Annotated in this window: 19 protein-coding genes; 18 read left to right on the top strand and 1 reads right to left on the bottom strand. The window is 41.4% G+C overall.

Translation table 11 applies throughout. From position 1 onward, the window contains the following. The first annotated feature begins 1 nt into the window (after position 1). The 8 genes from EO127_RS07205 (at position 2) to EO127_RS07240 (ending at position 8192) form a co-directional block, all read left to right on the top strand. Positions 2-481, top strand: coding sequence for a DivIVA domain-containing protein (locus EO127_RS07205; protein ID WP_009353901.1), 480 nt, complete (start codon positions 2-4; stop codon positions 479-481). Positions 482-545: 64 nt separating this feature from the next. Continuing rightward, positions 546-1181, top strand: a complete 636-nt coding sequence (locus EO127_RS07210) for a bifunctional precorrin-2 dehydrogenase/sirohydrochlorin ferrochelatase (RefSeq protein ID WP_083818426.1) — start codon at positions 546-548, stop codon at positions 1179-1181. Further along, complete coding sequence (hemA, locus tag EO127_RS07215) at positions 1150-2436, top strand: glutamyl-tRNA reductase (protein ID WP_127011174.1); 1287 nt, start codon at positions 1150-1152, stop codon at positions 2434-2436. The genes EO127_RS07210 and hemA overlap by 32 nt, the downstream gene beginning before the upstream one ends. Then, positions 2433-3371, top strand: a complete 939-nt coding sequence (gene hemC, locus EO127_RS07220; protein WP_127011175.1) for a hydroxymethylbilane synthase — start codon at positions 2433-2435, stop codon at positions 3369-3371. Before hemA ends, hemC begins: the two co-directional genes overlap by 4 nt. After that, the gene (gene cobA, locus EO127_RS07225) at positions 3368-4903 is read left to right on the top strand and encodes a uroporphyrinogen-III C-methyltransferase (RefSeq protein WP_009353913.1); all 1536 of its coding nucleotides are present in this window, start codon (positions 3368-3370) and stop codon (positions 4901-4903) included. The genes hemC and cobA overlap by 4 nt, the downstream gene beginning before the upstream one ends. A 13-nt stretch (positions 4904-4916) precedes the next feature. Further along, the gene (gene hemB, locus EO127_RS07230) at positions 4917-5891 is read left to right on the top strand and encodes a porphobilinogen synthase (RefSeq protein ID WP_127448747.1); all 975 of its coding nucleotides are present in this window, start codon (positions 4917-4919) and stop codon (positions 5889-5891) included. Between the two features lie 21 nt (positions 5892-5912). Then, positions 5913-7208 (top strand): glutamate-1-semialdehyde 2,1-aminomutase, encoded by a 1296-nt coding sequence (gene hemL / locus EO127_RS07235; protein WP_127448748.1) that lies wholly within the window; start codon positions 5913-5915, stop codon positions 7206-7208. 168 nt (positions 7209-7376) lie between these two features. Further along, complete coding sequence (locus EO127_RS07240; RefSeq protein WP_127448756.1) at positions 7377-8192, top strand: sulfurtransferase; 816 nt, start codon at positions 7377-7379, stop codon at positions 8190-8192. Positions 8193-8382: 190 nt separating this feature from the next. Here the strand turns inward: EO127_RS07240 and EO127_RS07245 are convergent, their stop codons facing one another. Next, positions 8383-9582 (bottom strand): MFS transporter, encoded by a 1200-nt coding sequence (locus EO127_RS07245; protein ID WP_009353873.1) that lies wholly within the window; start codon positions 9580-9582, stop codon positions 8383-8385. A 603-nt stretch (positions 9583-10185) separates the two neighbouring features. On the opposite strand from EO127_RS07245, the gene ileS reads away from it, so the two are divergent. From ileS to EO127_RS07295, 10 genes are all read left to right on the top strand, one after another. Next, a complete protein-coding gene (gene ileS, locus EO127_RS07250; RefSeq protein WP_127448757.1) occupies positions 10186-13020 on the top strand; it encodes an isoleucine--tRNA ligase in 2835 nt (944 codons plus the stop codon). Positions 13021-13120: 100 nt separating this feature from the next. Then, a complete protein-coding gene (locus EO127_RS07255; RefSeq protein ID WP_127448749.1) occupies positions 13121-13654 on the top strand; it encodes a cysteine hydrolase family protein in 534 nt (177 codons plus the stop codon). Positions 13655-13698: 44 nt separating this feature from the next. Then, a complete protein-coding gene (locus EO127_RS07260; RefSeq protein ID WP_009353935.1) occupies positions 13699-13896 on the top strand; it encodes a DUF362 domain-containing protein in 198 nt (65 codons plus the stop codon). A gap of 328 nt (positions 13897-14224) precedes the next feature. Beyond that, positions 14225-18391 carry a DNA-directed RNA polymerase subunit beta gene (gene rpoB / locus EO127_RS07265; RefSeq protein ID WP_127448758.1) on the top strand — a complete coding sequence of 1389 codons (4167 nt, stop codon included), beginning with the start codon at positions 14225-14227 and terminating at the stop codon, positions 18389-18391. Between the two features lie 32 nt (positions 18392-18423). Then, on the top strand, positions 18424-22668 hold the full coding sequence (gene rpoC / locus EO127_RS07270) for a DNA-directed RNA polymerase subunit beta' (RefSeq protein WP_127448750.1): 4245 nt from the start codon (positions 18424-18426) through the stop codon (positions 22666-22668). A 381-nt stretch (positions 22669-23049) separates the two neighbouring features. Next, positions 23050-23295 carry a ribosomal L7Ae/L30e/S12e/Gadd45 family protein gene (locus tag EO127_RS07275; RefSeq protein ID WP_127448751.1) on the top strand — a complete coding sequence of 82 codons (246 nt, stop codon included), beginning with the start codon at positions 23050-23052 and terminating at the stop codon, positions 23293-23295. Between the two features lie 75 nt (positions 23296-23370). Continuing rightward, positions 23371-23745, top strand: coding sequence for a 30S ribosomal protein S12 (gene rpsL / locus EO127_RS07280; RefSeq protein ID WP_126939305.1), 375 nt, complete (start codon positions 23371-23373; stop codon positions 23743-23745). Positions 23746-23791: 46 nt separating this feature from the next. After that, entirely contained in the window at positions 23792-24262 is a 471-nt protein-coding gene (gene rpsG / locus EO127_RS07285) for a 30S ribosomal protein S7 (RefSeq protein ID WP_009353884.1), read from the top strand. 20 nt (positions 24263-24282) lie between these two features. Beyond that, complete coding sequence (fusA, locus tag EO127_RS07290) at positions 24283-26358, top strand: elongation factor G (RefSeq protein ID WP_127448752.1); 2076 nt, start codon at positions 24283-24285, stop codon at positions 26356-26358. Positions 26359-26439: 81 nt separating this feature from the next. Further along, positions 26440-26546, top strand: a 107-nt coding sequence (locus tag EO127_RS07295; RefSeq protein WP_149306083.1) for a GTP-binding protein, incomplete at its 3' end; no start/stop codon positions are given.

The following is a 26546-nucleotide window of genomic DNA, read 5'->3' on the forward strand; positions in this document are numbered from 1 at the left end:
TATGTTAACACCAATGGATATTCATAATAAAGAGTTTGGAAAAAGTATTCGTGGCTTTGACTGCGATGAAGTAAACGAGTTCTTGAATGAAGTGGTACAAGCTTATGAAATCTTGTATCGTGAAAACCGTGAAATGACTGATAAAGTAGAGCAAATGGAAAAACGTTTGAATCAATATGAATCAACGGAAGAAACTATGCGCAATACATTGGTGCTTGCTCAAGAGACTGGTGAAAATGTAAAAGAGGCAGCTCGTAAAGAGGCTGATTTAATTTTACAGAATGCGGAACAACAACGATCTACGATTTTAGAAGATGCCAATCGTGCGTTGCGAGAAGCAGAAGCTAAATATGCTACCATTGCGAATGAAATGGCCGTGTTCCGTGCAAAAGTAGAATCAATTTTAACAGCGCAACTACAATTATTAGATGGTATTGCTTTAGAGGAAACAAAACCTGTAGAGACAGAAACAGAAGTATAAGGTGAATTTCGGCTTGAGTATTCAAGCCGTTTTTGCCATTGTAGAGACATATAAGGATAGTAGGATGATAACAGTTGGACTTTCACTTAAAGACAGGCCTTGTCTTGTAGTCGGCGGAGGGCAAGTAGCGCTGCGTAGAATTGAAAAGTTAATAGACGAAGAGGCATCTATTATAGTAGTTAGTCCTGATGTATTGCCTGACATTGTAACATACCATAAAGCAGGTGTATTACAATGGATAGAGAAGCCTTATAGCTCAGAATATATGGTAGGGCAACAGTTTGTCATTATTGCTACGGATATTCCTGCTGTGAATGCGCAAGTCATGGAAGATGCTCAAGAAGTACAAGCTTTCATTAATCGGGCTGATGTGAAAGATGATTCTACTTGGGTATTCGGCAGTGCTACGGAGATTGGTGATTTAGAGATTTCTATATTTACCAATCAAGTGAGCCCACGAGTGAGTCGCTTGCTTAGACAGGATATAGAAACCAGGTACGGCATATTAGCCGAGTGGCTGCCTCAGATTCGTCTATGGAGACAAGAATTACAGCATATATTAAATACGCCAAAAGAACGAGAGCAGTTCTGGCGTACAAATTTAGGAGAATCGGAGTTTATACAAATATTAGAGGGTCAAGGAGACTCAGTGAAGGAGAATATTGTACATGCAATTAGTCGTATTAGGTCTGAATCATAGAAGTGCACCTGTAGATGTACGAGAGAAATTTTCTTTTTCCAAAGAAGCTCTCGATCATGCTATGGATCACATCTATGCTCATGAAGAAGTAGAGGAATGCGTCCTTTTATCGACGTGTAACCGCACAGAACTCTATGTCGTCCTAAATGACATGGAGAATGTAAAAGAATATATGATACGTTTACTACTGCATCTGAAAGGTGAAGAAACGGTAGACGTAGATGAGAAATGGTTTTTCCTGTATGAAGGGAAGGCATGTATTTCTCATTTATTTAGAGTGGCATCTAGTTTAGATTCTCTTGTGTTAGGAGAAGGTCAAATTTTGAGCCAATTAAAAATGGCCTATATTTCTTCCTATAGTAAGGGATTAACAGCATCTGTATTTAATATTATTTTCCAAAAAGCCATTGCTGTAGGGAAACGTGTGCGTACGATGACGGGGATTGCGAATACGCCAGTATCTGTTAGTTATACAGCAGTCAATTTAGCGGAAGATAGTTTAGATATTCCTATCAGTGAGGCAAAGGTTCTCATTTTGGGAGCTGGTCAAATGAGTGAGCTCACAGCTCGTCATTTACAAGCTAAAGGGGTAAAGAGTATTTTCGTGTCCAATCGGACGTTCAAAACAGCAGAAGAATTGGCAAAGCAATTCAATGGTAAAGCCGTTGATTTTGACAATTTTGTAGAAGAAGCCAAAGTAGCAGATATTATTATTACATCTACTGGTGCACCTCATTATGTGATTGAATGGGAAGAAGCGGAAGAAATCATGGATGGCCGTGGTGGTAAACCAATTGTCATGATCGATATTGCTGTTCCCCGTGATATCAACCCAGATGTAACAGAAATTCCAGGAGTGTATTTGTTTAACATTGATGCCTTGGAAAGTGTAGTAGAAGCGAATAAACACCAACGAGAAGAAGAAGCTCAAAAAGCAGAGCCTATCTTAGAAGAAGCCTTACAAGAAATTGAAGAAAAATTACAATATCTATCGGTTCGTCCTATTATGGTCTTGCTTAGTGAAAAAGCAGAAGCCATTCGTAAACGTGAAGTACATCGAGCGATGGCAAAATTACCTAATGCCACAGAGCTAGAACGTAAGATTATTAGCAATATGTCCCGCATGTTGGTACGTAAATTATTGCGTGATCCAATGATTCATTTTGGTGAAGTAGCGGGTAAAGAAGAAGAGCGAGATTATTGGAAGTTATTCCAAGATATGTTTGCTTTGGAAGTGGAGGACGACACACTATGAGAAACATAATTCGTATAGGCACCCGTAGTAGTGCCCTTGCTTTATGGCAAGCCAACTATGTAGCAGATACATTGCGTAAACATTACCCACAGTGCAAGGTGGAGTTAGTCCATCACAGTACGAAAGGTGATCGTATTTTAGAAAAACCATTGGCTGAAATCGGTGGTAAAGGTTTATTTACAGAAGAGCTAGAAGCATCTATGCGTGATGGTAGCATCGATTTGGCTGTACACAGCTTGAAAGATATGCCTACAGAATTGCCAGAAGATTTGGTACTAGGTGCTATTACAGAGCGTGAAACACCATGTGATGCTTTGGTATCACCAAAATATAAAACACTAGATCAACTACCACAAGGTGCTAAGGTAGGGACTAGTAGTTTACGCCGTCAAGCACAATTGTTGAATCAACGACCTGATTTGCAGGTTTCTGTACTTCGTGGGAATGTGCAAACGCGATTAAACAAATTAGAAACAGAAAACTTTGATGCCATTGTATTAGCAGAGGCAGGGTTAAAACGATTGGGGCTGGAATCTGTTGTTACACAGACTTTCACTAGCGATGAAATGATTCCTGCTGTAGGTCAAGGGGCATTGGGCATTGAATGTCGCAAGGATGATACAGAAATGCTAGATATGTTATCTGTATTGCACGATGAAAATACTATGTGGGCTACTCGTGGAGAACGTAGTTTCCTTCGTCAACTCGAAGGTGGTTGCCAAGTACCGATGGGTGTACATGGGACGATTTATAAAGGACAATTAACGTTGAAAGCTATCATTGCTTCTTTAGATGGAAAAAATTGTTTTGAAGGTGAATTGTCAGGACCAAAAGAAAAAGCAGATATGTTAGGTCGTAACTTGGCGAAAGCTCTCTATGAAGAAGGGGGCAAAGCCATCATTGACGATTTAGTAGAAAGAGGAGTATTGAAATGACAGGCATTGTATATTTAATTGGTGCCGGACCGGGTGATCATAAATTAATCACTCTAAAAGGTAAGGAATGTATTGAAAAAGCAGATGTTATTGTTTATGACTATTTAGCAGATGCTCATTTCTTGTCCTATGCGAAAGAAGGAGCAGAGATCATTTATGCAGGTAAAAAAAGCAACAATCATACGATGCATCAATGGGAAATCAACGAACTTCTCGTAAAATGTGGATTAGAAGGTAAAGTGGTGGCTCGTCTTAAAGGGGGCGACCCTCTAGTATTTGGTCGTGGTGGTGAAGAAGCGTTGGCTTTGGTAGAAGCGGGCGTGCCATTTGAATTTGTACCTGGTATTACATCTGGTATTTCTGCGCCAGCCTATGCTGGGATTCCTGTCACCCAACGTGCCATGGCGACGTCCTTTGCCATTGTTACAGGTCATGAAGATCCAACAAAACCAGAATCTGGTATGAATTGGGATGGCTTAGCTAAATCTGTGGATACGATCTCCTTTGTGATGGGTATCTCGAATTTACCGAGCATTGCCACTAACTTAATCAAATATGGTCGTCCTAAGGAAACTCCAGTGGCAGTCATCCGTTGGGGAACAAAACCAATCCAAGAAACGTTGGTCTCTACCTTGGAGCATGTCGTAGAAGATGTAGAAAAAGCGCAATTGAAAGCACCAGCTATTGTTATCGTTGGGGAAGTAGTATCTTTGCGGGAGCAATTACGTTGGTTTGATAATAAACCATTATTTGGTAAAACTATCGTGGTCACACGAGCTCGTAGTAAAGCTAGCGCCTTATCTGAACGATTACTAGAATTGGGGGCCCATGTCATCGAAGCATCTGCTATCAAAACACAGGCATTGCCTCGTACAGAGGAGATGGATGTGGCTTATGATAGCTTATCTTCCTACGATGGATTAATTTTTACATCTGCCGAAGGGGTGCGGTTCTTCTTTGATGGTTTATTAGACCGTGGCTTAGATAGCCGTGCTTTAGGTTCTATGAAAGTATGTGCTATCGGCAGTGCTACCGCAAAATCTTTATTAGATCGAGGCATTCGTGCGGACATCGTGCCACCGAATTACCAAGCGGAATCTGTGGTGGAAACCATTACAGTAGAACAGAGTCGTGTATGGCCAGAACGAGCGCTAGGCGATTTGCGATTTGTGCTAGTACAACCAAAAGTGGCACGCGATGTGATTTATAAAGGACTTTCACAGGCAGGATGCGATGTGACGGTATTGCGTTTGTATGAAACGGTACAAGATACGTCCCACAAAGAATATTTAGAAGAAGCCCTACGAGCAGGGGAAGTAGATTACATTACGTTTACAAGTTCTTCTACGGTGACGAATACAAAAGATATGCTTGGCTCCGATGCAGTGAATTTATTAGGAAACACGAAGGTTGTTTGCATTGGACCGATTACAGGTGCTACCTGTGTGGAAGAAGGGATTCAACCAGATTTAATTGGTGAAACTTTTACAATCCCTGCGATGGTGGATCTAATCTTGAATGATTGCAAATAGAAAGAGGCATAATATGGAATTACGAAATCGACCAAGACGATTGCGCATCAACCCAGCCATGCGTGCGTTGGTTCGTGAAACAACATTACAAGTAGATGATTTAATCTATCCTATATTTATTGTTCCCGGCACAGGGGTGAAAGAAGAAATTTCTTCCTTACCAGGACAATATCATGTATCCGTGGACGAAGCTGTGAAATTGGCGAAAGAAGCCTATGACTTAGGTATTAAGGGAGTTGAAATTTTCGGCATTCCTACTTACAAAGATGAAGATGGTTCTTCTGCGTGGGATATGGAACAACCGGTACAGCAAGCGATTATGGCGATCCGTAAAGAAGTGCCAGAGTTGATCGTGATTTCCGACGTATGCCTTTGCCAATACACATCTACAGGCCATTGCGGTCATGTGGAACATCATGAAGTCATGAATGATGCTACGTTGCCATTATTGTGTAATGTAGCAGTGAGCCATGCGAAAGCGGGTGCTCACATGGTGGCACCATCTGACATGATGGATGGACGTATTGCTGCGATTCGTGAAGCCTTAGATGCAGCGGGATTTAGCAATGTATCTATTATGAGTTATGCGGCGAAATATGCGTCCGCCTATTATGGACCATTCCGTGATGCGGTCCATTCTGCGCCAGGATTTGGGGACCGTAAAGGATACCAAATGGATGAGGCCAATCGTTTAGAAGCCTTGCGTGAAGTGGAACAAGATATCATCGAAGGGGCGGATATCATTATGATTAAGCCAGCTCTATCCTATTTGGATATTGTACGCGAAGTACGGGATAACTTCGATTGTCCTTTAGCCGTTTACAATGTCAGCGGTGAATATGCCATGATTAAAACAGCAGCGGCAGCGGGGTTGGTAGATGAAAAACGCATTACTTTGGAAACCTTGCTATCCATGAAACGAGCAGGGGCAAAGATGATTATTACCTATCATGCCTTGGATGTGGCACGTTGGCTACAAGAAAAATAGTGTGGAAATATAGGAGCCATTATGTTTAGTTTAGAAAAATCAAAACAAGCCTTTACAGAGGCTCGTGAATATATGCCAGGTGGTGTGAACAGTCCCGTTCGCTCTTACCGCAGTGTAGGGGGCAATCCTCCTTTTATCAGTTCTGCTAGTGGATCTCGCATTTACGATATTGATGGCAATGAGTACATCGATTACGTATTGTCTTGGGGTCCTATGATTCTAGGTCATGCGAATCCTGAAATCGTGGCGTCTATTTTGGAAGCCATCCCTCGTGGTACTAGTTATGGAGCACCAACACTGCTTGAAACAGAAGTGGCGAAAAAAATTCAAGCTTTCTATCCATCTATGGAAATGGTACGCATGGTGAACTCTGGTACAGAATCTACTATGAGTGCCTTGCGTTTGGCTCGTGGCTATACAGGTCGTGACAAAATTGTGAAATTTATCGGCTGTTACCATGGTCATAGTGATAGCTTGTTAGTGAAAGCTGGTTCTGGCTTAGCTACCTTTGGCGTGCCTGATAGTCCCGGCGTGCCAACTGGTGTGGCAAGGGATACGATTACATTGCCGTACAATGATTCTGATGCAGTTCGCCAATTGTTCGAGGCTCATGGTGAAAGTATTGCAGCCATCATCGTGGAACCAGTAGCAGGTAATATGGGCTGTGTACCTCCTGTGGAAGGATTCTTGGAGACTTTGCGTGAAGTAACGACAGAGCACGGTGCAGTCCTCATCTTTGATGAAGTGATGTGCGGATTCCGCTCCAGTTCTGGAGGGGCACAAAAATATTACAATGTCATTCCAGATTTGACATGCTTAGGTAAAATCGTAGGCGGTGGCTTACCAATGGCGGTATTCGGTGGCAAGAAAGAAATTATGTCTTCCATTGCTCCATCCGGTCCTGTGTACCAAGCAGGCACCTTGAGTGGTAATCCAGTAGCCATGGCGGCAGGTCTTGCTACCTTGTCTATGTTGCAAAAACATCCGAATGCATTCCGTCAAGTAGAGGAATCTACAGAAGCCTTATGCCAAGGATTAGAAGCGGCGGCGAAAGAAGTAGGTGTACCTGTAGTAGTACAACGAGTAGGATCTATGTTTACTCTCTTCTTCACAGATAAAGCAGTGCATAACTTCGATGACGCCAGCGCTTGTGATATGGAAGTGTTTAAAACATTCTTCCATTACAACTTGGAACGTGGCATCTATTATGCAGCCAGCCAATATGAAAGCAACTTCTTATCTACGTGCCATAGCGATCAAGATTTGGCATACACATTACAAATTGCAAAAGAAGCGTTTCAAGCTATTAAAGAGTAATATGAGTATTAACCTTTCTTATGAAGAGTAATGAAAACCGATAAAAATTAATAGTATGTCATATCATACATGTATGAATAGAAATGCCATACACATCGAAGATAATCTATGTTACACTAGATTATATAGAGTGTATGGCATTCTAGTTTATATATAGGAGGTGTAATGATGAGTGTTTTAATTTCTCCGAAAGAATTACATGAACAATTAGATAGAGTGGTGGTCCTCGATGCTCGTGGCTTTGATGCCTATGCAGCAGCCCACATTCCGGGATCCTTTGCTATTGATATGGACGCACACATGAGTGGTCCTTTAGGAACACACGGTGGTCGTCATCCCTTACCAGACATGGCTGTCTTAGCAAATCGTTTGAGCGAATGCGGTGTGACCATGGATTCTCACATCGTGGTGTACGATGCGTGGATTTCCTTTGCTGGTCGGTTGCGGTTCTTGCTACTATATATGGGTTTCACCAATGTGAAAGTCCTAGCCGGTGGCATTGAACGATGGTATCGGGAAGGATACCCATTGACACAAGAATCTACACCTACTATGGCAGATTCAAAACCGTTGGACTATACATTACAAGACCATTTAGTGATGAGCCGTGATGAAGTGTTACAAGCTAGCCAAGCTGGCAGTCATGTCATCATCGATGCGCGGGCACCACAACGATATGATGGATCGGTAGAGGATACGATGGATGGCATGACGGGACATGTACCAGGAGCAATCAATCATTTCTATGAATGGGGATTTACAGCTGATGGTGTACGTCCAATTGCAGAATTACAAACAGCTTATGGTGACTTAACTAAGGTGGAAAAACCTATCGTTGCCTATTGTGGTTCTGGTGTGACAGCAGCCAACTTAATGATTGCGTTAGCAGAAGTGGGTGTGGAACCAGCTATGTATGTAGGCAGTTCTAGCGATTGGGTGACTTATGAAGGGTTCCCGTTGGAAACAGGGGTTAATACATTATAGGTTTACACTGTCAGTATAGTAGATAGTGATTCAAAATGTTTTCAATATAATACGATAAAAAACAGAGGCCTTGATGATAGGACCTCTGTTTTTATATTCTATGTATTTTGTCATATGTGCATCATCATAAAGCATATGTAATGCATAGTATATAGGATGGAAAATTATATTGTAGTTTATAAGAATGATGCTAATGACTGGCTGTTGTAGTACGCCCTAATGTTACTTTCAAGAAGACCCCTGTTAATGCAATAATCATACCTGTCACGATAAACATGGTACTAAAGCCCCATTGAGATACGATGGCTGAACCACCTACAGCGCCCATAAAGTAGCCGAAGAATAGAGTGGACTGGTTGTAAGCAAAAATTTGCCCAGCTAAATGTTTTGGTGTAATACTCGCAATATAGGTGTTGATTCCTGGCAATAGTCCGCCTAATCCAAAGCCTAGTAAAAATCGAATGATACATAAGACGATAATAGAATCTGTAAAGGCTTGTGGAATTGTCAGGCATCCTACATAAATAAAACTTGTCCAAAGAATGAATTGAGGGCCTAATTTGTCGATGTAGCGACCGAGTACAGAGCTAGCTAACATTTGAGCAATCCCTGTAGATGTGAAAGCTAAACCAGCTAGTAATGCGATGTGTTCGTGGCCACGGCCTACAATATGTTGCACGAATACAGAAAGGATAGGAGCTGATGCCATGGTAGTGAAGGCAAAAATGAAAGAAGCGATAGATACGAAGATAAGACCTTTCCAATTGGAGATAGATTGTTGTAAGTCTTTGAAAGAAGGAGCTGGGCCCTTTACTTTAGGAGTAAAGTCTTCTTTTATGAATAATAAGGAAGATAAAAAAGCTATGCCTAGTAAAGCGGATACCACAAAAAAAGCATACCGAATACCAAAGGTACTTCCCATATAACCACCAATCATAGGTCCTAATAAGGAGCCTCCTAAGTTGGCAGCGGATAATAGACCTAAGGCCCAACCAGTTCTGGACTCTGGAGTTTGGGTGGCTACTAACGTAATAGATCCAGAAAAAAATCCAGATACCATACCATTTAGAATGCGGATCATCACAACATGTTCAGGGCTTTGTGCGAATCCAAGAAGTGCATTGGTGACCATCATTCCAAAACTAGCCCGTAGTAAAATTAATTTTCTTCCTTTTCTATCAGCTAGTTTTCCCCAAAAAGGTGAGACGAGAGCCACCATAAGATAGGTGACACCCATGGCGATACCAGACCAATTAGCAAGAGATCCTTGATCGTGGACTCCTAGGTCCTGTAAATATAAGGGAATGAGGGGAGCTGCTTGACTGAGCCCCACCGATGCCATGAAGGCCCCGAATAAACAAACGTATAAGGTGCGTTTCCAAAGTTCCATACTGACTCCTATGTACGTGTAGATGACCCTACTATAAATTTCCAACTATGTATGTATCTATGGTAGCATATCAGTGAGATTTATTATACCCCTAATCTAGGTATACCTCTAATAGTTTCTTGTAGGATTCCGAGTAGATTTTTATACATATGGTTCTAGCATTTGTGGTGTATGGGTTTGGCGAAGTAAGATAGTATGGCTATATAATAGTATCATGGTCATAGGATATATCGTTTATAATATACGTATAGAATGCGTCTAGACCTATTGCAAGTACATTCTAGATAGTATATAATTGTATCTGTATTTGACAACGATATATGTTAATACGTTGATAAAGACGGTCATGCAAGGTAGCTCCGAGCGAGTGAGGGATGGTGAAAGCCTCATGGGTGAATGCATGGCGGATCACTTTTGAGTATATGTTGGGGAGCCCGTACTGGGGGTACTCACATCGGTGGACACCGTTATATGTTTGAGCGATGATTCGTTGGGGGTATCTTTCACAAGAATCATCAGTAGGGTGGTACCACGGATTTGCATTCGTCCCTTCGGGGAGCGGGTGCTTTTTTTATTGAGAGGAGAAATAGAATGTCTAATGAAGTGAATTATGGTAAGACCTTGCACTTGCCTGAAACAGAATTTCCTATGCGCGGTAATTTGCCAAAGCGCGAACCAGAATTTATCAAGTTTTGGGAAGATAATAAAATTTATGAAAAACGCTTAGCTAAAAATAAAGGTAAAAAATCTTTTATTTTGCACGATGGCCCTCCCTATGCGAATGGTAAATTGCACATCGGTCATGCCTTGAACAAAACATTAAAAGACATTGTGATGAAATATAAAACAATGCAAGGCCATTACACACCATACATTCCTGGTTGGGATACACATGGTCTTCCTATCGAGCATGCAGTTATCAAAAACACTGGCTTGAATCGTCATGAAATGAGTCCATTGGATCTTCGCAATCAATGTCGTGAATACGCATTGAATTGTGTAGAAGAACAAAAGAAAGATTTCATCCGTTTCGGTGTGCTTGGTGAATGGGATCGTCCCTATTTAACATTGCGCCCTGAGTTCGAAGTGAAACAAATCGGCGTATTTGGTGAAATGGCGAAACGTGGCTACATCTACAAAGGGTTGAAAACTGTGTACTGGTGTACGCATTGTGAAACTGCTTTGGCGGAAGCGGAAATTGAATATGCTGAGAAAAAATCTTTCTCCATCTATGTTAAATTTGCTTACGTAAACGGTGCTGACAGCACATTGCCAGCAGGTTTTGACACTAGTAAATTGTTTTCCGTCATCTGGACAACAACTCCTTGGACAATGCCTGCCAACCAAGCGATCTCTGTGAACCCAGAATTAGATTACTCTTGGGTGAAAATCGGCGATGAAGCATGGTTGCTTGCGAATGGCTTAATCGAAACAGCTACCAAAGAAATGGGCGTAGAGTCCTATGAAGTATTGAACACGTTTAAAGGTAGTGAATTAGAATTAGCGAACTTTAAACATCCATTTGCTGATCGTAATGCTCCTATCTTGTTGGGTTCTCACGTTACCTTAGACGCTGGTACAGGTTGCGTACATACAGCGCCTGCTCATGGTGAAGATGACTTTAATGTAGTAAAAGCATACAAAGATGCAGGTAAAATCGACTTTGAAATTTTATCTTTAGTAGACGCTACAGGTCGTTACATTGCCAAAGTAGACGAACCTCGTTATGGGGATACAGAACAACCACTAGCGGGTGTTGAAATCCACGATGCAGAAGTACCAGTGATCAAAATTTTGGCTCACAATGGTGCATTGGTGCAAAAAGGCAATATCCGTCACCAATATGCTCATTGCTGGCGTTGTAAAAATCCTGTTATCTATCGTGCTACAGAACAATGGTTCTCCTCCGTGGATGGATATCGTCAAGAAGCATTGAAAGCCATCGACGAACAAGTACAATGGATTCCTAAATGGGGTCATGACCGCATTTATAACATGATTGCAGACCGTGGGGACTGGGTTATCTCTCGTCAACGTGCGTGGGGTGTGCCAATTCCTATCTACTATTGCGACCATTGCGGAGAGCACATCATCAATGATGATACTATCTCTTCTTTACAAGAATGGTTTGCCAAAGAAGGCTCCAACGCTTGGTGGGCTCATGAAGCGAAAGAATTATTGCCAGAAGGGTTCACATGCCCATCTTGCGGACACGATTCTTTCCACAAAGAAACCGATATCATGGACGTATGGTTCGACAGTGGTAGCTCTTGGTCTGGCGTATTGGAACAAAATGAAATGGATGTACCTTGCGCTATGTACTTAGAAGGTTCTGACCAACATCGTGGTTGGTTCAACTCTTCCTTGTTAACAGGTATCGCTACACGTGGTCATGCACCATACAATGCCGTATTGACTCACGGTTTCGTAGTGGATGGAGAAGGTCGCAAAATGTCTAAATCTGTAGGCAATACAGTGGCTCCTTCTGATATCATCGATGTACACGGCGCTGACGTAATGCGTTTGTGGGTATCCTCTGCAGATTACCAAGCAGACGTGCGTTTGTCCAAAGATATCGTAAAACAATTGGCAGAAGTATATCGTAAAATCCGTAACACATTCCGTTTCTTGTTGGGTAACTTAGATAACTTTAACCCTAACACTGATAAAGTAGCTTATAAAGAGTTAACAGAATTGGATCGTTGGGCGTTGCATCGTTTAGAAGAAGTTCGTCAAAAAGTAACAAATGCTTATGAAAACTATGAATTTCACATCTTGTATCACACAATCCATAATTTCTGTACTGTAGATTTATCTTCCTTCTACTTAGACGTGTTGAAAGATACAATGTATGCAGAGAAAGAAAACAACGTAGCTCGTCGTAGTGCACAAACTGCCATCTACGAAATCTTGACAACATTAGTTAAAATGGTGTCCCCAGTTCTTTCTTTCACAGCTGAAGAAGTATGGCAATACATGCCAAAAGAAGATGGTATGGAAGAAAGCGTGATGCTAGCAGATTGGCCACAAGGTCATGCAGAGCATGTGGACGGGGAATTGTCTGCACGTTGGGCAACGATGTTAGACCTTCGTAGTGAAATGACAAGAGCTTTAGAAGGCGCTCGCCGTGATAAAGCGATCGGTCACTCCTTGGATGCATCCATCACTGTGTATGCAGATGGCGATGCGTACCAAGCATTGATTGGATTCGGTGCTTCCTTAGCTAGCTTGTTGATCGTGTCTGAAGCGCATGTAGTGGAAGGCCGTGACAAAGCACCAGACAACGCAGTAACAGTAGAAGACGGAGCATTATCCATCGTGGTAACTCCATCTGAGTTAGAAAAGTGCGAACGTTGCTGGATTCATCGCGACACAGTTGGTCAAGATGGGGATCATCCAACATTATGTGCTCGTTGCGCTGACGTAGTCAAAGGATAATGATAATAGTATAAGTAGTCAAAGGTTTAAGTACTATCAATTAGGTGAGGCAAGGGAGTGTATCATTTCCTTGCCTACTTTCTAACAAAGGAGATGCCCTATGAACGTATTGATTGTGATAGATATGCAACATGATTTTATTGATGGAACATTAGGTTCACCGCAGGCGCAGGCTATTGTACCGGCGGTACGTGAAAAAATCCGCAATTTTACTGGTCCTGTTGTGTTCACTCGTGATACCCACGATGGCGGTTATCTTGAAAGCCAAGAGGGGAAACATTTGCCAGTGGAACATTGTGCCCGTGGCACCAAAGGTTGGGAGATTGCGGATGACCTGTTGGAAGTGGCTCGTGAACGAGGTCAACGGGTGGATGTACTAGATAAACCTAACTTTGGGTCCTTAGATTTGTTGGCCCATCTTAAAGGAATGCATGAAGAGGAACCTATCGAATCTTTAACTTTGATTGGTTTATGTACGGATATTTGCGTGGTTTCTAATGCTTTGATTCTAAAAGCAGGATTGCCAGAAATTCCACTTCATGTGGATCCGGAATGTTGTGCAGGGGTGACACAAGAATCCCATGAAGCGGCACTATTGACTATGAAGATGTGTCAGTGTATTGTGGAAGAGTGACATGTGGGGAGCCTCGTAGTATACTAAGGCTAGGAGGCTTGCTTATGTACTTTTATATTAATGATACCTGCGTTTGTTGTGCAGGGTGTGCTATGGATTGCCCTGCAGAGGCTATTACACGCAAAGGTGATCGCTATGTCATCCATCAGGACATGTGCATTCACTGTGGTGACTGTTATGCTATATGCCCAGTAGGTGCCGTGCAGATGGTAAAGAAAAAGGACTTGGATACGAACGAATAAAATGTTTGTGTACCAAGTCTTTTTTAGTCGTTAATGGTATGGAGTATTACATGGTATTCGTACTATGGAGAACTTTTAGTATAATAGCTATTGACAAATAGATATAAGAAGATTATAATATTTAATTGCAAAAAAGTAACTATAACATTGAATTGATGAAGGAATATATCCAAGGTTGTGCTGAAATGAGGAAAGCAAGGTTCACAAGAAAAAATTACGAGCCTTGCTTATTTTGTCATTGGTCAGCAGGAAAACTGAGACCTGGAATCGTCTGCAGTCATACCGTTATAGAATATGTAAGCCAATTATTATGAGGGGTGAAAAGAACATGTTCAAACCTGAGCAAGTGGGTAAGCGTACTCGATATACCTACGCTAAGATCAACGAAGTTCTCGAAATGCCACATTTGTTAGACGTGCAACGCAAGTCCTATGAGTGGTTTTTAGAGAGCGGTTTACAAGATATTTTTAACGATATTTCTCCGATTAAAGACAATTCAGGAAAGTTAGCTCTTTCCTTTGAAGGTTTCAGCCTTGGAGAACCAAAATATGACATTAACGAATGCAAAAATCGTGATGCTACGTATGCAGCACCATTGCGCGTCAATGTTCGTCTCGTTAACAATGATCCAGAAAATCCAGATATTAAAGAACAAGAAGTATTTATGGGCGACTTCCCATTGATGACAGATACAGGAACTTTCATCATCAATGGTGCGGAACGTGTTATCGTATCCCAATTAGTTCGTTCTCCAGGTGTGTACTACGGTGGCAGTATCGATACCATGGGTAACCGTTTGTATGATTCCACAGTGATTCCGAACCGTGGTGCTTGGATCGAGTTAGAAAAAGATGCGAACGACATTGTGTCCGTACGTATCGACCGTAACCGTAAATTACCAGCTACAGTATTAGTACGTGCATTAGGTTGGGAAACTAACGAATCCATCTTGGAATTATTCTGGAATGGACAAGTGGATGAAAATGGTCATCCTGAATACGATGAACGTTTACTTCGTACATTAGAAAAAGACAGCACACAATCCTCTGATGAAGCATTAGTAGAAATCTACAAAAAACTTCGTCCAGGCGAACCACCAACTGTGGAAAGTGCTCGTAACTTATTCGATAACTTATTCTTTGATCCTCGTCGCTATGATTTAGCTCGTGTAGGTCGTTATAAATTAAATAAAAAATTAGGCTGGCGTCAACGCATGTTCGGTCAAACTTTGGCAGAACCAATCGTAGACGAAAATGGTGAAATCATCGTAGAAGCGAATACTTATGTGAACGAAGAAGTTCTTGACGTAGTGGCTAATAGCGGTGTATATAGCGGTGATGTAGTACCTGAGTTCTTCGTAGTGAATACAGATGGCACTGTAGTAAAAGTGATTTGTAACAATAGCAATTTGCCATTTAGTCATCGTACTGTGACGCGTGAAGATATGATTGCTAACGTAAGTTACATGATGAACTTGATCGAAAACATTGGTCAAACTGATGATATTGACCATTTGGGTAACCGTCGTCTTCGTTGCGTAGGCGAATTGTTGCAAAACCAATTCCGTATCGGTTTAACTCGTATGGAACGTGTGGTAAAAGAACGTATGACAATCCAAGACGTATCTGTTATTACACCACAAGCATTATTGAATATCCGTCCAGTTGTGGCAGCGATCAAAGAATTCTTTGGTTCTTCTCAGTTGTCTCAGTTTATGGACCAAACTAACCCATTGGGTGAATTGACACATAAACGTCGTCTATCCGCGTTAGGACCTGGTGGTTTATCTCGTGAGCGTGCAGGCTTCGAAGTTCGTGACGTGCATCATTCCCATTATGGTCGTATGTGTCCAATCGAAACTCCAGAGGGTCCAAACATCGGTTTGATTAACTCCTTGTCTAACTATGCGAAAGTGAATGAATTTGGTTTCATCGAAGCACCATACCGTAAAATTGAAAAAGTATATGGTACAGGCGAAGATGCTAACAAAGTATTGAAAGTTCGTGTTACAGACCAAGTTGTATATATGACAGCAGATGAAGAAGAAGGCATGACAATTGCCCAAGCGAACTCTCGCATTGATGAAGAAGGTTACTTCGTATCTGAGAACATTGCATGTCGTCGTGGTCATGATGTATTAGAAGTATCTCCAGATAAAGTAGACTACATGGACGTAAGCCCAAAAGAAGTAGTATCTATCGGTACTGCTATGATTCCATTCTTAGAAAATGACGATGCGAACCGTGCCTTGATGGGTGCGAACATGCAGCGTCAAGCGGTGCCTCTACTTCGTGCACAAGCACCTTTAGTTGGTACAGGTATGGAATACAAAGCGGCAACAGACTCTGGCGTTTGTGTATTAGCAAAAGAAGCTGGTATTGTTACACGTTGTTGGGGTAATGAAGTCCATGTACAACGTGATAATGGTCGTGTAGACGTATATAAAATGAACAAATTCATGCGTTCTAACCAATCTACGTGCTTTAACCAAAAACCAATCGTATACCGTGGTCAATCCGTGGTGAAAGGTCAAGTATTGGCAGATGGTCCAGCTACAGATGGGGGCGAATTAGCATTAGGTTTCAACGTATTGGTAGCGTTCATGCCTTGGGAAGGTTATAACTACGAGGATGCGATTTTATTAAGTGAAGAACTTTGTAAAGAAGATATCTACACATCCATCCATATCGAAGAGTACGAATGTGATGCTCGTGACACGAAATTAGGTGCCGAAGAAATCACTCGTGAATTGCCAAATACTGGTGATGATAACCTTAAAAACTTGGATGAAAATGGTATTATCTGCATCGGTGCAGAAGTTAAACCTGGTGACATCTTAGTTGGTAAAGTAACTCCTAAAGGGGAAACTGAATTAACTCCAGAAGAACGCTTATTACGCGCTATTTTTGGCGACAAAGAACGTGAAGTTCGCGATACTTCCTTGCGTGTACCACATGGTGAAGCAGGTAAGATTGTGGACGTTAAAATCTTCACGCGTGAAAACGGTGATGAATTACAACCAGGTGTTAATAAAGTAGTTCGTGTATATATTGCGCAAAAACGTAAAATCCACGAAGGCGATAAAATGGCGGGTCGTCATGGTAACAAAGGTGTCGTTTCTCGCGTTATGCGTCAAGAAGATATGCCATTCTTACCAGATGGTACACCAGTACAAATCGTATTGAACCCATTAGGCGTACCGTCTCGTATGAACATCGGACAGGTATTGGAAACGCATTTAGGTTGGGCAGTACAAGGATTAGGTATGCAAATTAAGGCAACTGATCTAAAAATCAAAGAAGTACTGAAAGAAGCTAAATTAAACGGTACATATTGGGATGAAATTGATGGCATCAAAGATATCTATGCGGAAATTGAAAGTTTAGAACAAGCCATTGCAGATCCTACGATTGCTAACTACCTTGAAACAGATAAACAAATTGATAGTCAAAAAGTAGTAGCTTTAGATAAAATTTTACATCGAGCTCAAGAAAAATTTGAAGATCTTGGTGGAGAAAAACGCTATAACTTCTTATTGGCTGAAGAAAAACGTATCTATGAATTAGGTATTGAAACATTTGATGATGTAGAAGCTGAACGTCCAGAAATGGAAGCAGCGTTAGAAGAGGAATTGCGTGCAATTCGTCGTGTAGTACATGTGATTGAAACGATTCAACAAGTTCGTGAAAAACGTAGTCATTTGCGTACTGAGTTGGAAAAATTTGGTTATGACTATGATATGTATGGTATGCCAAAACCTGACGTGGCTGGTATTCATATTGCGACACCAGTATTTGATGGTGCTCATGAAAGTGACGTGTTCGATACACTTAGCATAGCTGGTCGTGATGATGATGGTAAAACTGTATTATACGATGGCCGTACAGGCGAAAAAATGGATAACAAAGTTACCGTTGGTTACGTATACATGTTAAAACTTCACCATCTAGTAGATGATAAAATCCATGCTCGTTCTACTGGTCCGTACTCTCTTGTTACACAACAACCATTGGGTGGTAAAGCTCAATTCGGTGGACAACGTTTCGGTGAGATGGAAGTGTGGGCTCTTGAAGCGTATGGCGCAGCGTATACACTACAAGAGTTGTTAACTGTGAAATCTGACGATGTTGTGGGCCGTGTAAAAGCTTACGAAAAAATCGTTAAAGGTGAAAATATTCCTGAACCTGGTGTACCTGAATCTTTCAAAGTATTGTTGAAAGAATTGCAAAGTATTGGCCTTGACGTAAAAATCTTGAATGAAGATCAAGAAGAAGTTCTTATCAAGGAATTAGATGATGAGGATGTACCACGTCATGATGATATTCGTGAAGTGATGGAAGAAGGTACTACAGAAGCGACTACAGAAGGAGAAGCTTCCACAGTAGAAGGAACACCTGACGGATACATTGTAGAAGAAGAGCCTGTAACAGCAGGTGAAGAAGATGATATTATCAGCCAAATCAGTGGCTATGTAGAATCTTCTGATAATGAGTAAGTACCACTATCTCGTAAAGGAGGGAGCATACAGTGCTAGACGTAAATGAATTTGATTCCATGCGAATCGGTTTAGCTTCACCACAACAAATTTTGGAGTGGTCTCATGGAGAAGTTAAAAAACCTGAAACAATTAACTACCGCACCTTAAAACCAGAGCGAGATGGTTTATTCTGTGAGCGCATTTTCGGACCAACAAAGGACTGGGAATGTCATTGTGGAAAATATAAACGCATCCGTTATAAAGGTGTTGTCTGTGATAAATGTGGTGTAGAAGTCACTCGTGCTAAAGTGCGTCGTGAACGTATGGGCCATATTGAATTAGCTACACCAGTGTCTCATATTTGGTATTTCAAGGGTATCCCATCTCGCATGGGATTGATCCTTGACATATCTCCTCGTTCCTTGGAACGTGTATTATATTTTGCTGCGTATATCGTAGTGGATCCAGGTCAATCTCCATTGTCTAAACAGCAATTGTTATTTGAAACTGAATTCCGTGAATACGAAGCCATGTTCAATGATGCTGACTATAAAATCGGTGGTAAAAGTGTCATCATTGAAACCATTGCACAACGTCGTGAACGTTTGCAATTAATCAATTCTGCAAAACACAAAGAAGAAGTGAATGCAGAGCTTGCGGCGAATACAGAAATTCCAGAAGAAGAAAAAGAATACGAAGTATTAACTCGTGAAGAAAAATTAGAGCTTGGTGCCTTAGAAGAGAATACATTCGTGTGTATCGATATGGGTGCAGAAGCGATTAAAGAATTACTTTGCGAATTAGACTTAGAAGCATTGAATGATGAGTTGCGCAGTGAATTAGAAACTGCTACAGGTCAACGTAAAGTTCGTGCCGTTCGCCGTTTGGAAGTAGTAGAAGCATTCCGTCAATCTGGCAATCGCCCAGAATGGATGATTATGGATGTAGTGCCAGTTATCCCACCTGAATTGCGCCCAATGGTGCAATTAGATGGTGGTCGTTTCGCTACCTCTGACTTGAATGATTTGTATCGTCGTGTTATCAATCGTAATAACCGTTTAAAACGTTTACTGGATTTAGGCGCTCCTGATATTATCGTGCGCAACGAAAAACGTATGCTACAAGAAGCTGTGGATGCGTTGATTGACAATGGTCGTCGTGGCCGTCCTGTGACAGGTCCTGGCAACCGTCCATTGAAATCCTTATCCGATATGTTAAAAGGTAAGCAAGGTCGTTTCCGTCAAAACTTGTTGGGTAAACGTGTTGACTATTCCGGCCGTTCCGTTATCGTAGTTGGTCCAGAATTGAAAATGCATCAATGTGGTCTTCCAAAAGAGATGGCATTGGAATTATTCAAGCCATTCGTTATGAAACGTTTGGTAGAACGTGGACAAGCTAGCAATATTAAAGCCGCAAAACGTCAAGTAGAGCGTATCGGTGCTGGTGTTTGGGAAGCTTTAGAAGAAGTTATTAAAGAACATCCAGTATTACTAAACCGTGCCCCTACATTGCATAGATTAGGTATCCAAGCCTTCGAACCAATCCTTTGGGAAGGCCGTGCTATCAAATTGCATCCATTAGTATGTACAGCCTTCAACGCCGACTTTGACGGTGACCAAATGGCGTGTCACTTACCATTGTCCGTAGAAGCACAATCGGAAGCACGTACCTTGATGCTTTCATCCCATAACATCTTATCTACTAAAGATGGTAAACCAGTAGCAGTTCCATCTCAGGATATGATCTTGGGTACTTACTACCTAACAGTAGTTCGTAAAGGTACAGAAGATAAGGCAAAACGCTTTGCAAATTATGATGAAGTGATGTTGGCATATGATTCTGGTGCCATCGGCTTACAAGACGTTATCTACATTCGTATCGAAGGATATGGTCTAGTTAAAACGACAGCAGGTCGTTTGATATTTAACGAAGCTTTATATCCAGAAATCCGTCAATTTGTGAAAGAAGAAGACGGCACATGGTCCTTGGGTAAAGTCATGGATAAGAAAATGGTTGGTAAATTAGTCGACCAATGTTTCCAGGCGTTCGGCAATGAAAAAACTGCAGAACTATTGGACCGCATTAAATCCTTGGGCTACTCTTTCGCTCGCCGTGCTGGTATGACAATTGCTATTGCGGATATCAAAGTACCAGAAGTAAAAGCTGGTATTGTAGAAGAAGCAGATACAGAAGTTAATAAAGTATCCCGTCTATATCGTCGTGGTTTAATTACAGAAGAAGAACGTTACCGTAAAACGATCGAACTTTGGAATGAAGCTATCGACAATGTAACAGAAGCCATGATGGATAATATGGCGGCTGACCAAGATGGTTTCAACCCAGTATATATGATGGCGATTTCCGGAGCCCGTGGTAACAAACAACAGATTCGTCAGTTGGCAGGTATGCGTGGTTTGATGGCGGACCCATCTGGTCGTATCATCGACTTGCCTATTAAAGCAAACTTTAAAGAAGGTTTGACTGTATTGGATTACTTTACGTCCTCTCACGGTGCTCGTAAAGGTTTGGCCGATACAGCCCTTCGTACAGCTGACTCCGGTTACTTAACACGTCGTCTTGTTGACGTATCTCAAGATGTAATCGTTCGTGAGGAAGATTGCGATGTGGTAGGTATCGACTTAGCTCGTGAAAGAGCTCGCTTAGCGCGTAATACAAAAGATGCATTAACATACTTAAAAGATGATTTAATCGGTCGTGTGTTAGATCGCGATGTAGTAGACCCTATGACTGGGGAAGTGATTGCTGACGCTGAAAGCATCGTAACAGAAGCAACTATTGAAGCATTAGCAGAATCTCAAGTGAAATCTATCGCATTACGTGGTGCACAATTGGGTAGCGATAGCGACATCAACCATACTAACATTGTTCAAACCATTGCGTTAGGTGAAGTGGACGATACCATTCGTACGACATTACGCAATACAATGATTGAAAATATGTTGGGTAAAGATACTGTGTATCCTGTTATTGATAGTGAAGGTGTAGAAATCTTCCCTGCCCATACAGCATTAACAGAAGAAGCTATCGAAGCTATCTTGAACTCTGATGTAAAAGAAGTTCAAGTACGCAACAATGAAATTCATGGCATTGAAGTAGAAGCTATCGTGGAAGGTACTGGCGTTATCGAACCATTGAAAGATCGTATCGTGGGCCGTACAGCAGCAGAAGAATTAATCAATAAAGAAACTGGTGAAGTCATCGTTCCATTGAATGGTGAAATTACTGATGAATTAGCTGATGAAGTAGTAAAACATTACGACACAGTGAAAATCCGTTCTGTATTGACTTGTCGTTCTCCATATGGCGTATGTATGAAATGTTATGGCCGTGACTTAGGTACTGGTGGACAAGTACAAGTTGGTGAAGCAGTAGGTATCATTGCGGCACAATCCATCGGTGAACCAGGTACACAGTTAACAATGCGTACATTCCATACAGGCGGTGTTGCCGGCGATGATATCACACAAGGTTTACCTCGTGTCGAAGAATTGTTTGAAGCACGTCGTCCAAAACGTAATGCTATCATTGCAGAAGTAGAAGGTACTGTACGTGTCGTTCCTAACGATAATAAAAAAGGTACCAATACCATCTTCATTACTACAGCTGAGGGTGAAGAGTTTGATTACTTAATCCCTTATGGATCTCGCATCATTGTGAAAGATGGTGACGTAGTATCTTTAGGCGCACGTTTAACAGAAGGTTCCATTAACCCTCATGATATTATGCGTGTAATGGGTACAGAAGCAACGCAACGTTACCTAGTATATGAAGTACAAAAAGTATACAAATCTCAAGGTGTAGAAATTAACGATAAACACATCGAGGTTATCGTTCGTCAAATGTTACATAAAGTGAAAATTGAAGATGCTGGCGATGCAGATGTATTACCAGGAGATTCTATCGATGTAAATACATTTGAAGATGAAAACCGTCGGTTACGCTTAAATGGTAAAAAAGAAGCTACTGGTGTTCGTACACTATTGGGTATTACCAAAGCAGCCTTGGCAACCGACAGCTTCTTGTCAGCAGCTTCCTTCCAAGAAACAACACGTGTTCTTACAGAAGCAGCGATCAAAGGTAAAATTGATCCATTACTTGGCTTAAAAGAAAATGTTATCATTGGTAAATTAATACCAGCTGGTACAGGCATGAGCCGCTATCGTAAAATTAAGGTAGTAAAACATACGCCTGAATTAGAAGATCTAGTAGTAGATACAGAAGTTGTCAATGCAGATGTAGCTAATGAAACTACAGATGTAGAAACAGCAGAATAATATAAGACAGTAAAACGAGCCTAGATAGCAAGTTAATATTGTCTAAAGGAATAACGGATAACAACCTATAAGGGAGTTATCCGTTATTTTTATAAGGAAATATAGAAAAATACTATATCAATTTTGCATAGATAAAATACTAAAATAAAAAAGCAGTGTATATACATACAAATAAAATAGAAAATCTGCATAAAACTAACGTAAAATATACAGTAAATACTATTTTTGAACCGCACGGATGCATGTACATATAAAATGCTTTATTGTAGCGATTTATGAGGGGTAAAATCGTTTGACATGGCATATAAAGAATGGTAAACTAGTAAAGTGCTTAAGGGGCAGTGCGCCCTAAAGTAAGTAACGAATGAGAAGGAGACGCATATGAAAATCGATATGCTTTCAAATACAAATCTCACAATAGGAGCGAAGCAAACGCGAAAAGCGGTGAGTCGTGATGAAGTAGAGTGTGTATTTGTAGGTCTTGATAGCGATGACCGACTTATCTTGCCGATTCTGGAAATTTGTTTAGAGCATAATGTGCCAGTCAATCGTAATCACACGATGGAAGAATTGGGACAAGCTGCTCACATTAAAGTAGGAGCTGCCGCAATCGGCGTGCTTCGCTAGTTTTGGTAATATCCGAACGATCTATCATCGAGCGGATCAATTATAAATCTAATTGTTTGGAAAGGAGGTGCCCACATGCCAACTATTAACCAGTTAGTACGTAAAGGCCGTAAATCTTTAGTGCGTAAATCTGACTCTCCAGCTTTGAAAGAGTGTCCACAAAAACGTGGTGTTTGTACTCGTGTATACACAGCTACGCCTAAAAAACCGAACTCCGCGCTTCGTAAAGTTGCCCGTGTTCGTTTGACAAACGGTATTGAAGTAACTGCATACATCCCAGGCATTGGTCACAATTTACAAGAACACAGCGTTGTACTTATCAGAGGCGGTCGTGTTAAGGACCTTCCTGGTGTGCGTTATCACATCGTTCGTGGTGCATTGGATACAGCTGGCGTACAAAATCGTATGCAAAGCCGCTCCAAATATGGCGCGAAACGTGCTAAAAAATAATTTAGCATAAGATTAGAGAACACACATCGTTAAAGGAGGAATTGACATGCCAAGAAAAGGCCCTGTTGTGAAACGCGATGTACTACCAGATCCGGTGTACAATAGCAAATTAGTAACACGTTTCATTAACAAAGTAATGTACGATGGCAAAAAAGGCATTGCTGAATCCATCGTATATGATGCATTTGAAATTATTCGTTCCAAAATGGGTCAAGACCCTATGGAAGTTTTTGATCAGGCTTTAAAAAATGTAATGCCTGTGTTAGAAGTACGTGCTCGCCGTATCGGTGGTGCTAACTACCAAGTGCCGGTTGAAGTTCGTGCTGATCGCCGTTTATCTCTAGGTATTCGCTGGATGGTAAACTATGCTCGTCTTCGTGGTGAACGCACTATGAAAGAACGTTTGGCAGGCGAATTAATGGATGCGTTCAATAATACTGGCGCAGCTATTAAGAAAAAAGAAGATACTCATAAAATGGCAGAAGCTAACAAAGCATTTGCTCATTACAAATGGTAATTAGTTAAGGAGATATACAAGTGGCAAGAGAAGTTTCTTTAGAGAAAACTCGTAATATCGGTATCATGGCTCACATCGATGCTGGTAAAACAACCACAACGGAACGTATCCTTTACTATACTGGTCGAGTTCACAAAATCGGTGAAGTACATGAAGGTGCTGCTACGATGGACTGGATGGAGCAGGAGCAAGAACGTGGTATCACAATCACGTCCGCTGCGACTACTACTCAATGGAAAGGTCATCGCATCAACATTATCGATACTCCTGGTCACGTAGACTTTACAGTAGAAGTAGAACGTTCCCTTCGTGTACTAGACGGATCCGTAGCTGTATTCAGTGCGAAAGGTGGCGTAGAGCCTCAATCTGAAACAGTATGGCGTCAAGCGGATAAATACGGCGTACCTCGTATCGCTTATGTAAATAAAATGGATACAGTAGGTGCTGACTTCTTCCGCGTAGTTGATATGATGAAATCTCGTTTAGGCGCAAATAGCGTAGCTATCCAAGTGCCTATCGGTTCCGAAGACACTTTCAAGGGTATCATTGACTTGGTAACTATGAAAGCTGAAATCTACATCAGTGATGACGGAAAAGAATACGAAATCACTGAAATTCCTGAAGAATATGCTGATGTGGCAGCAGAACGTCGCGAAATGTTAGTTGACGCAGTTGCTGAAACTGATGACGAATTGATGGAAAAATATTTGGAAGGTGAAGAAATTTCTGAAGAACAAATTAAAGCAGCTCTTCGTAAAGCTGTGTGTGAAAACACATTGTTCCCAGTTCTTTGCGGTTCTTCCTACAAAAACAAAGGTGTACAAATGTTGCTAGATGCTGTAGTTGACTACATGCCAGCTCCAACAGATGTACCAGCAATCAAAGGTATCGATCCTAACACTGGTGAAGAGACAACTCGTCCTTCCACTGATGACGGTCCTTTCGCTGCGTTAGCCTTCAAAATCATGGCTGACCCTTATGTTGGTAAATTAGCGTTCTTCCGTGTGTACTCCGGTACATTAGAGTCTGGTTCTTATGTATTCAACTCTACTAAAGGCAAAAAAGAACGTATCGGCCGTATCTTGCAAATGCATGCTAACAGCCGTCAAGAAATCGAACGCGTGTACGCTGGTGATATCGCTGCTGCAGTAGGTCTTAAAGATACTACTACTGGTGATACACTTTGTGATGACAAAGCGCAAGTTATTCTTGAATCCATGGAATTCCCAGAACCAGTTATCTCTGTTGCTGTGGAACCAAAAACTAAAGCGGACCAAGAAAAAATGGGTATGGCTTTAGCTCGTTTGGCTGAAGAAGATCCAACTTTCAAAGTTCGTACTGATGAAGAAACTGGACAAACAATCATTTCCGGTATGGGTGAGCTTCACCTTGACATCATCGTTGACCGTATGAACCGTGAGTTTAAGGTTGAATGTAATGTAGGTAAACCTCAAGTAGCATACCGCGAAACAATTCGTAAAGCAGTTAAATCTGAAGGTAAATTCGTTCGCCAATCTGGTGGTAAAGGTCAATACGGCCATTGCTGGTTGGAAATCATTCCTCAAGAACCAGGTGCTGGTTTCGAATTTGAAAATAAAGTTGTTGGTGGTTCTATTCCTCGTGAATACATTGGACCAGTTGAGAACGGTGTTAAAGAGGCTATGGAATCCGGTGTTATCGCTGGCTATCCAATGGTTGACATCAAAGTTATCGTATTTGACGGTTCCTACCATGATGTTGACTCCTCTGAAATGGCCTTCAAAATTGCAGGTTCTATGGGCTTCAAAGAGGGTGCTCGTAAAGCTGACCCAGCATTACTTGAACCATACATGGCTGTTGAAGTTGAAGTTCCAGAAGAATACATGGGCGACGTAATCGGTGATTTGAACTCCCGTCGTGGCCGTATGGATGGAATGGAAGCTCGCAACGGTTCCCAACATATCAAAGCATATGTTCCATTGAGCGAAATGTTCGGATATGCTACTGACCTACGTTCCAAAACTCAAGGTCGCGGTAACTACTCCATGACATTCGATCATTACGAAGAAGTGCCTAAGAAAATTGCTGAAGAAATTCAAGCTAAGAAAAATGGCTAATCAAAAGTGCATCCAGTGGGGCTTCTAGCCCCGCAGGATTACTATATATAAAGTTTTAATTATCCGGGAGGACAATTCAAAATGGCAAAAGCAAAATTTGAACGTAATAAGCCACACGTTAACATTGGTACTATCGGTCACGTTGACCATGGTAAAACTACTTTAACAGCAGCAATCACTAAAGTTCT

The organism is Veillonella sp. 3310, from assembly GCF_003999875.1.
Lineage (GTDB): Bacteria > Bacillota > Negativicutes > Veillonellales > Veillonellaceae > F0422.

Coding starts and splice junctions, on each gene's coding strand:
- EO127_RS07260 (WP_009353935.1), top strand. CDS start 13,699: ATGTACTTTTATATTAATGATACCTGCGTTTGTTGTGCAGGGTGTGCT.
- EO127_RS07205 (WP_009353901.1), top strand. CDS start 2: ATGTTAACACCAATGGATATTCATAATAAAGAGTTTGGAAAAAGTATT.
- cobA (WP_009353913.1), top strand. CDS start 3,368: ATGACAGGCATTGTATATTTAATTGGTGCCGGACCGGGTGATCATAAA.
- rpsG (WP_009353884.1), top strand. CDS start 23,792: ATGCCAAGAAAAGGCCCTGTTGTGAAACGCGATGTACTACCAGATCCG.
- EO127_RS07245 (WP_009353873.1), bottom strand. CDS start 9,582: ATGGAACTTTGGAAACGCACCTTATACGTTTGTTTATTCGGGGCCTTC.
- EO127_RS07240 (WP_127448756.1), top strand. CDS start 7,377: ATGAGTGTTTTAATTTCTCCGAAAGAATTACATGAACAATTAGATAGA.
- hemA (WP_127011174.1), top strand. CDS start 1,150: ATGCAATTAGTCGTATTAGGTCTGAATCATAGAAGTGCACCTGTAGAT.
- rpsL (WP_126939305.1), top strand. CDS start 23,371: ATGCCAACTATTAACCAGTTAGTACGTAAAGGCCGTAAATCTTTAGTG.
- EO127_RS07275 (WP_127448751.1), top strand. CDS start 23,050: ATGAAAATCGATATGCTTTCAAATACAAATCTCACAATAGGAGCGAAG.
- hemB (WP_127448747.1), top strand. CDS start 4,917: ATGGAATTACGAAATCGACCAAGACGATTGCGCATCAACCCAGCCATG.
- EO127_RS07210 (WP_083818426.1), top strand. CDS start 546: ATGATAACAGTTGGACTTTCACTTAAAGACAGGCCTTGTCTTGTAGTC.
- EO127_RS07255 (WP_127448749.1), top strand. CDS start 13,121: ATGAACGTATTGATTGTGATAGATATGCAACATGATTTTATTGATGGA.
- hemL (WP_127448748.1), top strand. CDS start 5,913: ATGTTTAGTTTAGAAAAATCAAAACAAGCCTTTACAGAGGCTCGTGAA.
- rpoB (WP_127448758.1), top strand. CDS start 14,225: ATGTTCAAACCTGAGCAAGTGGGTAAGCGTACTCGATATACCTACGCT.
- hemC (WP_127011175.1), top strand. CDS start 2,433: ATGAGAAACATAATTCGTATAGGCACCCGTAGTAGTGCCCTTGCTTTA.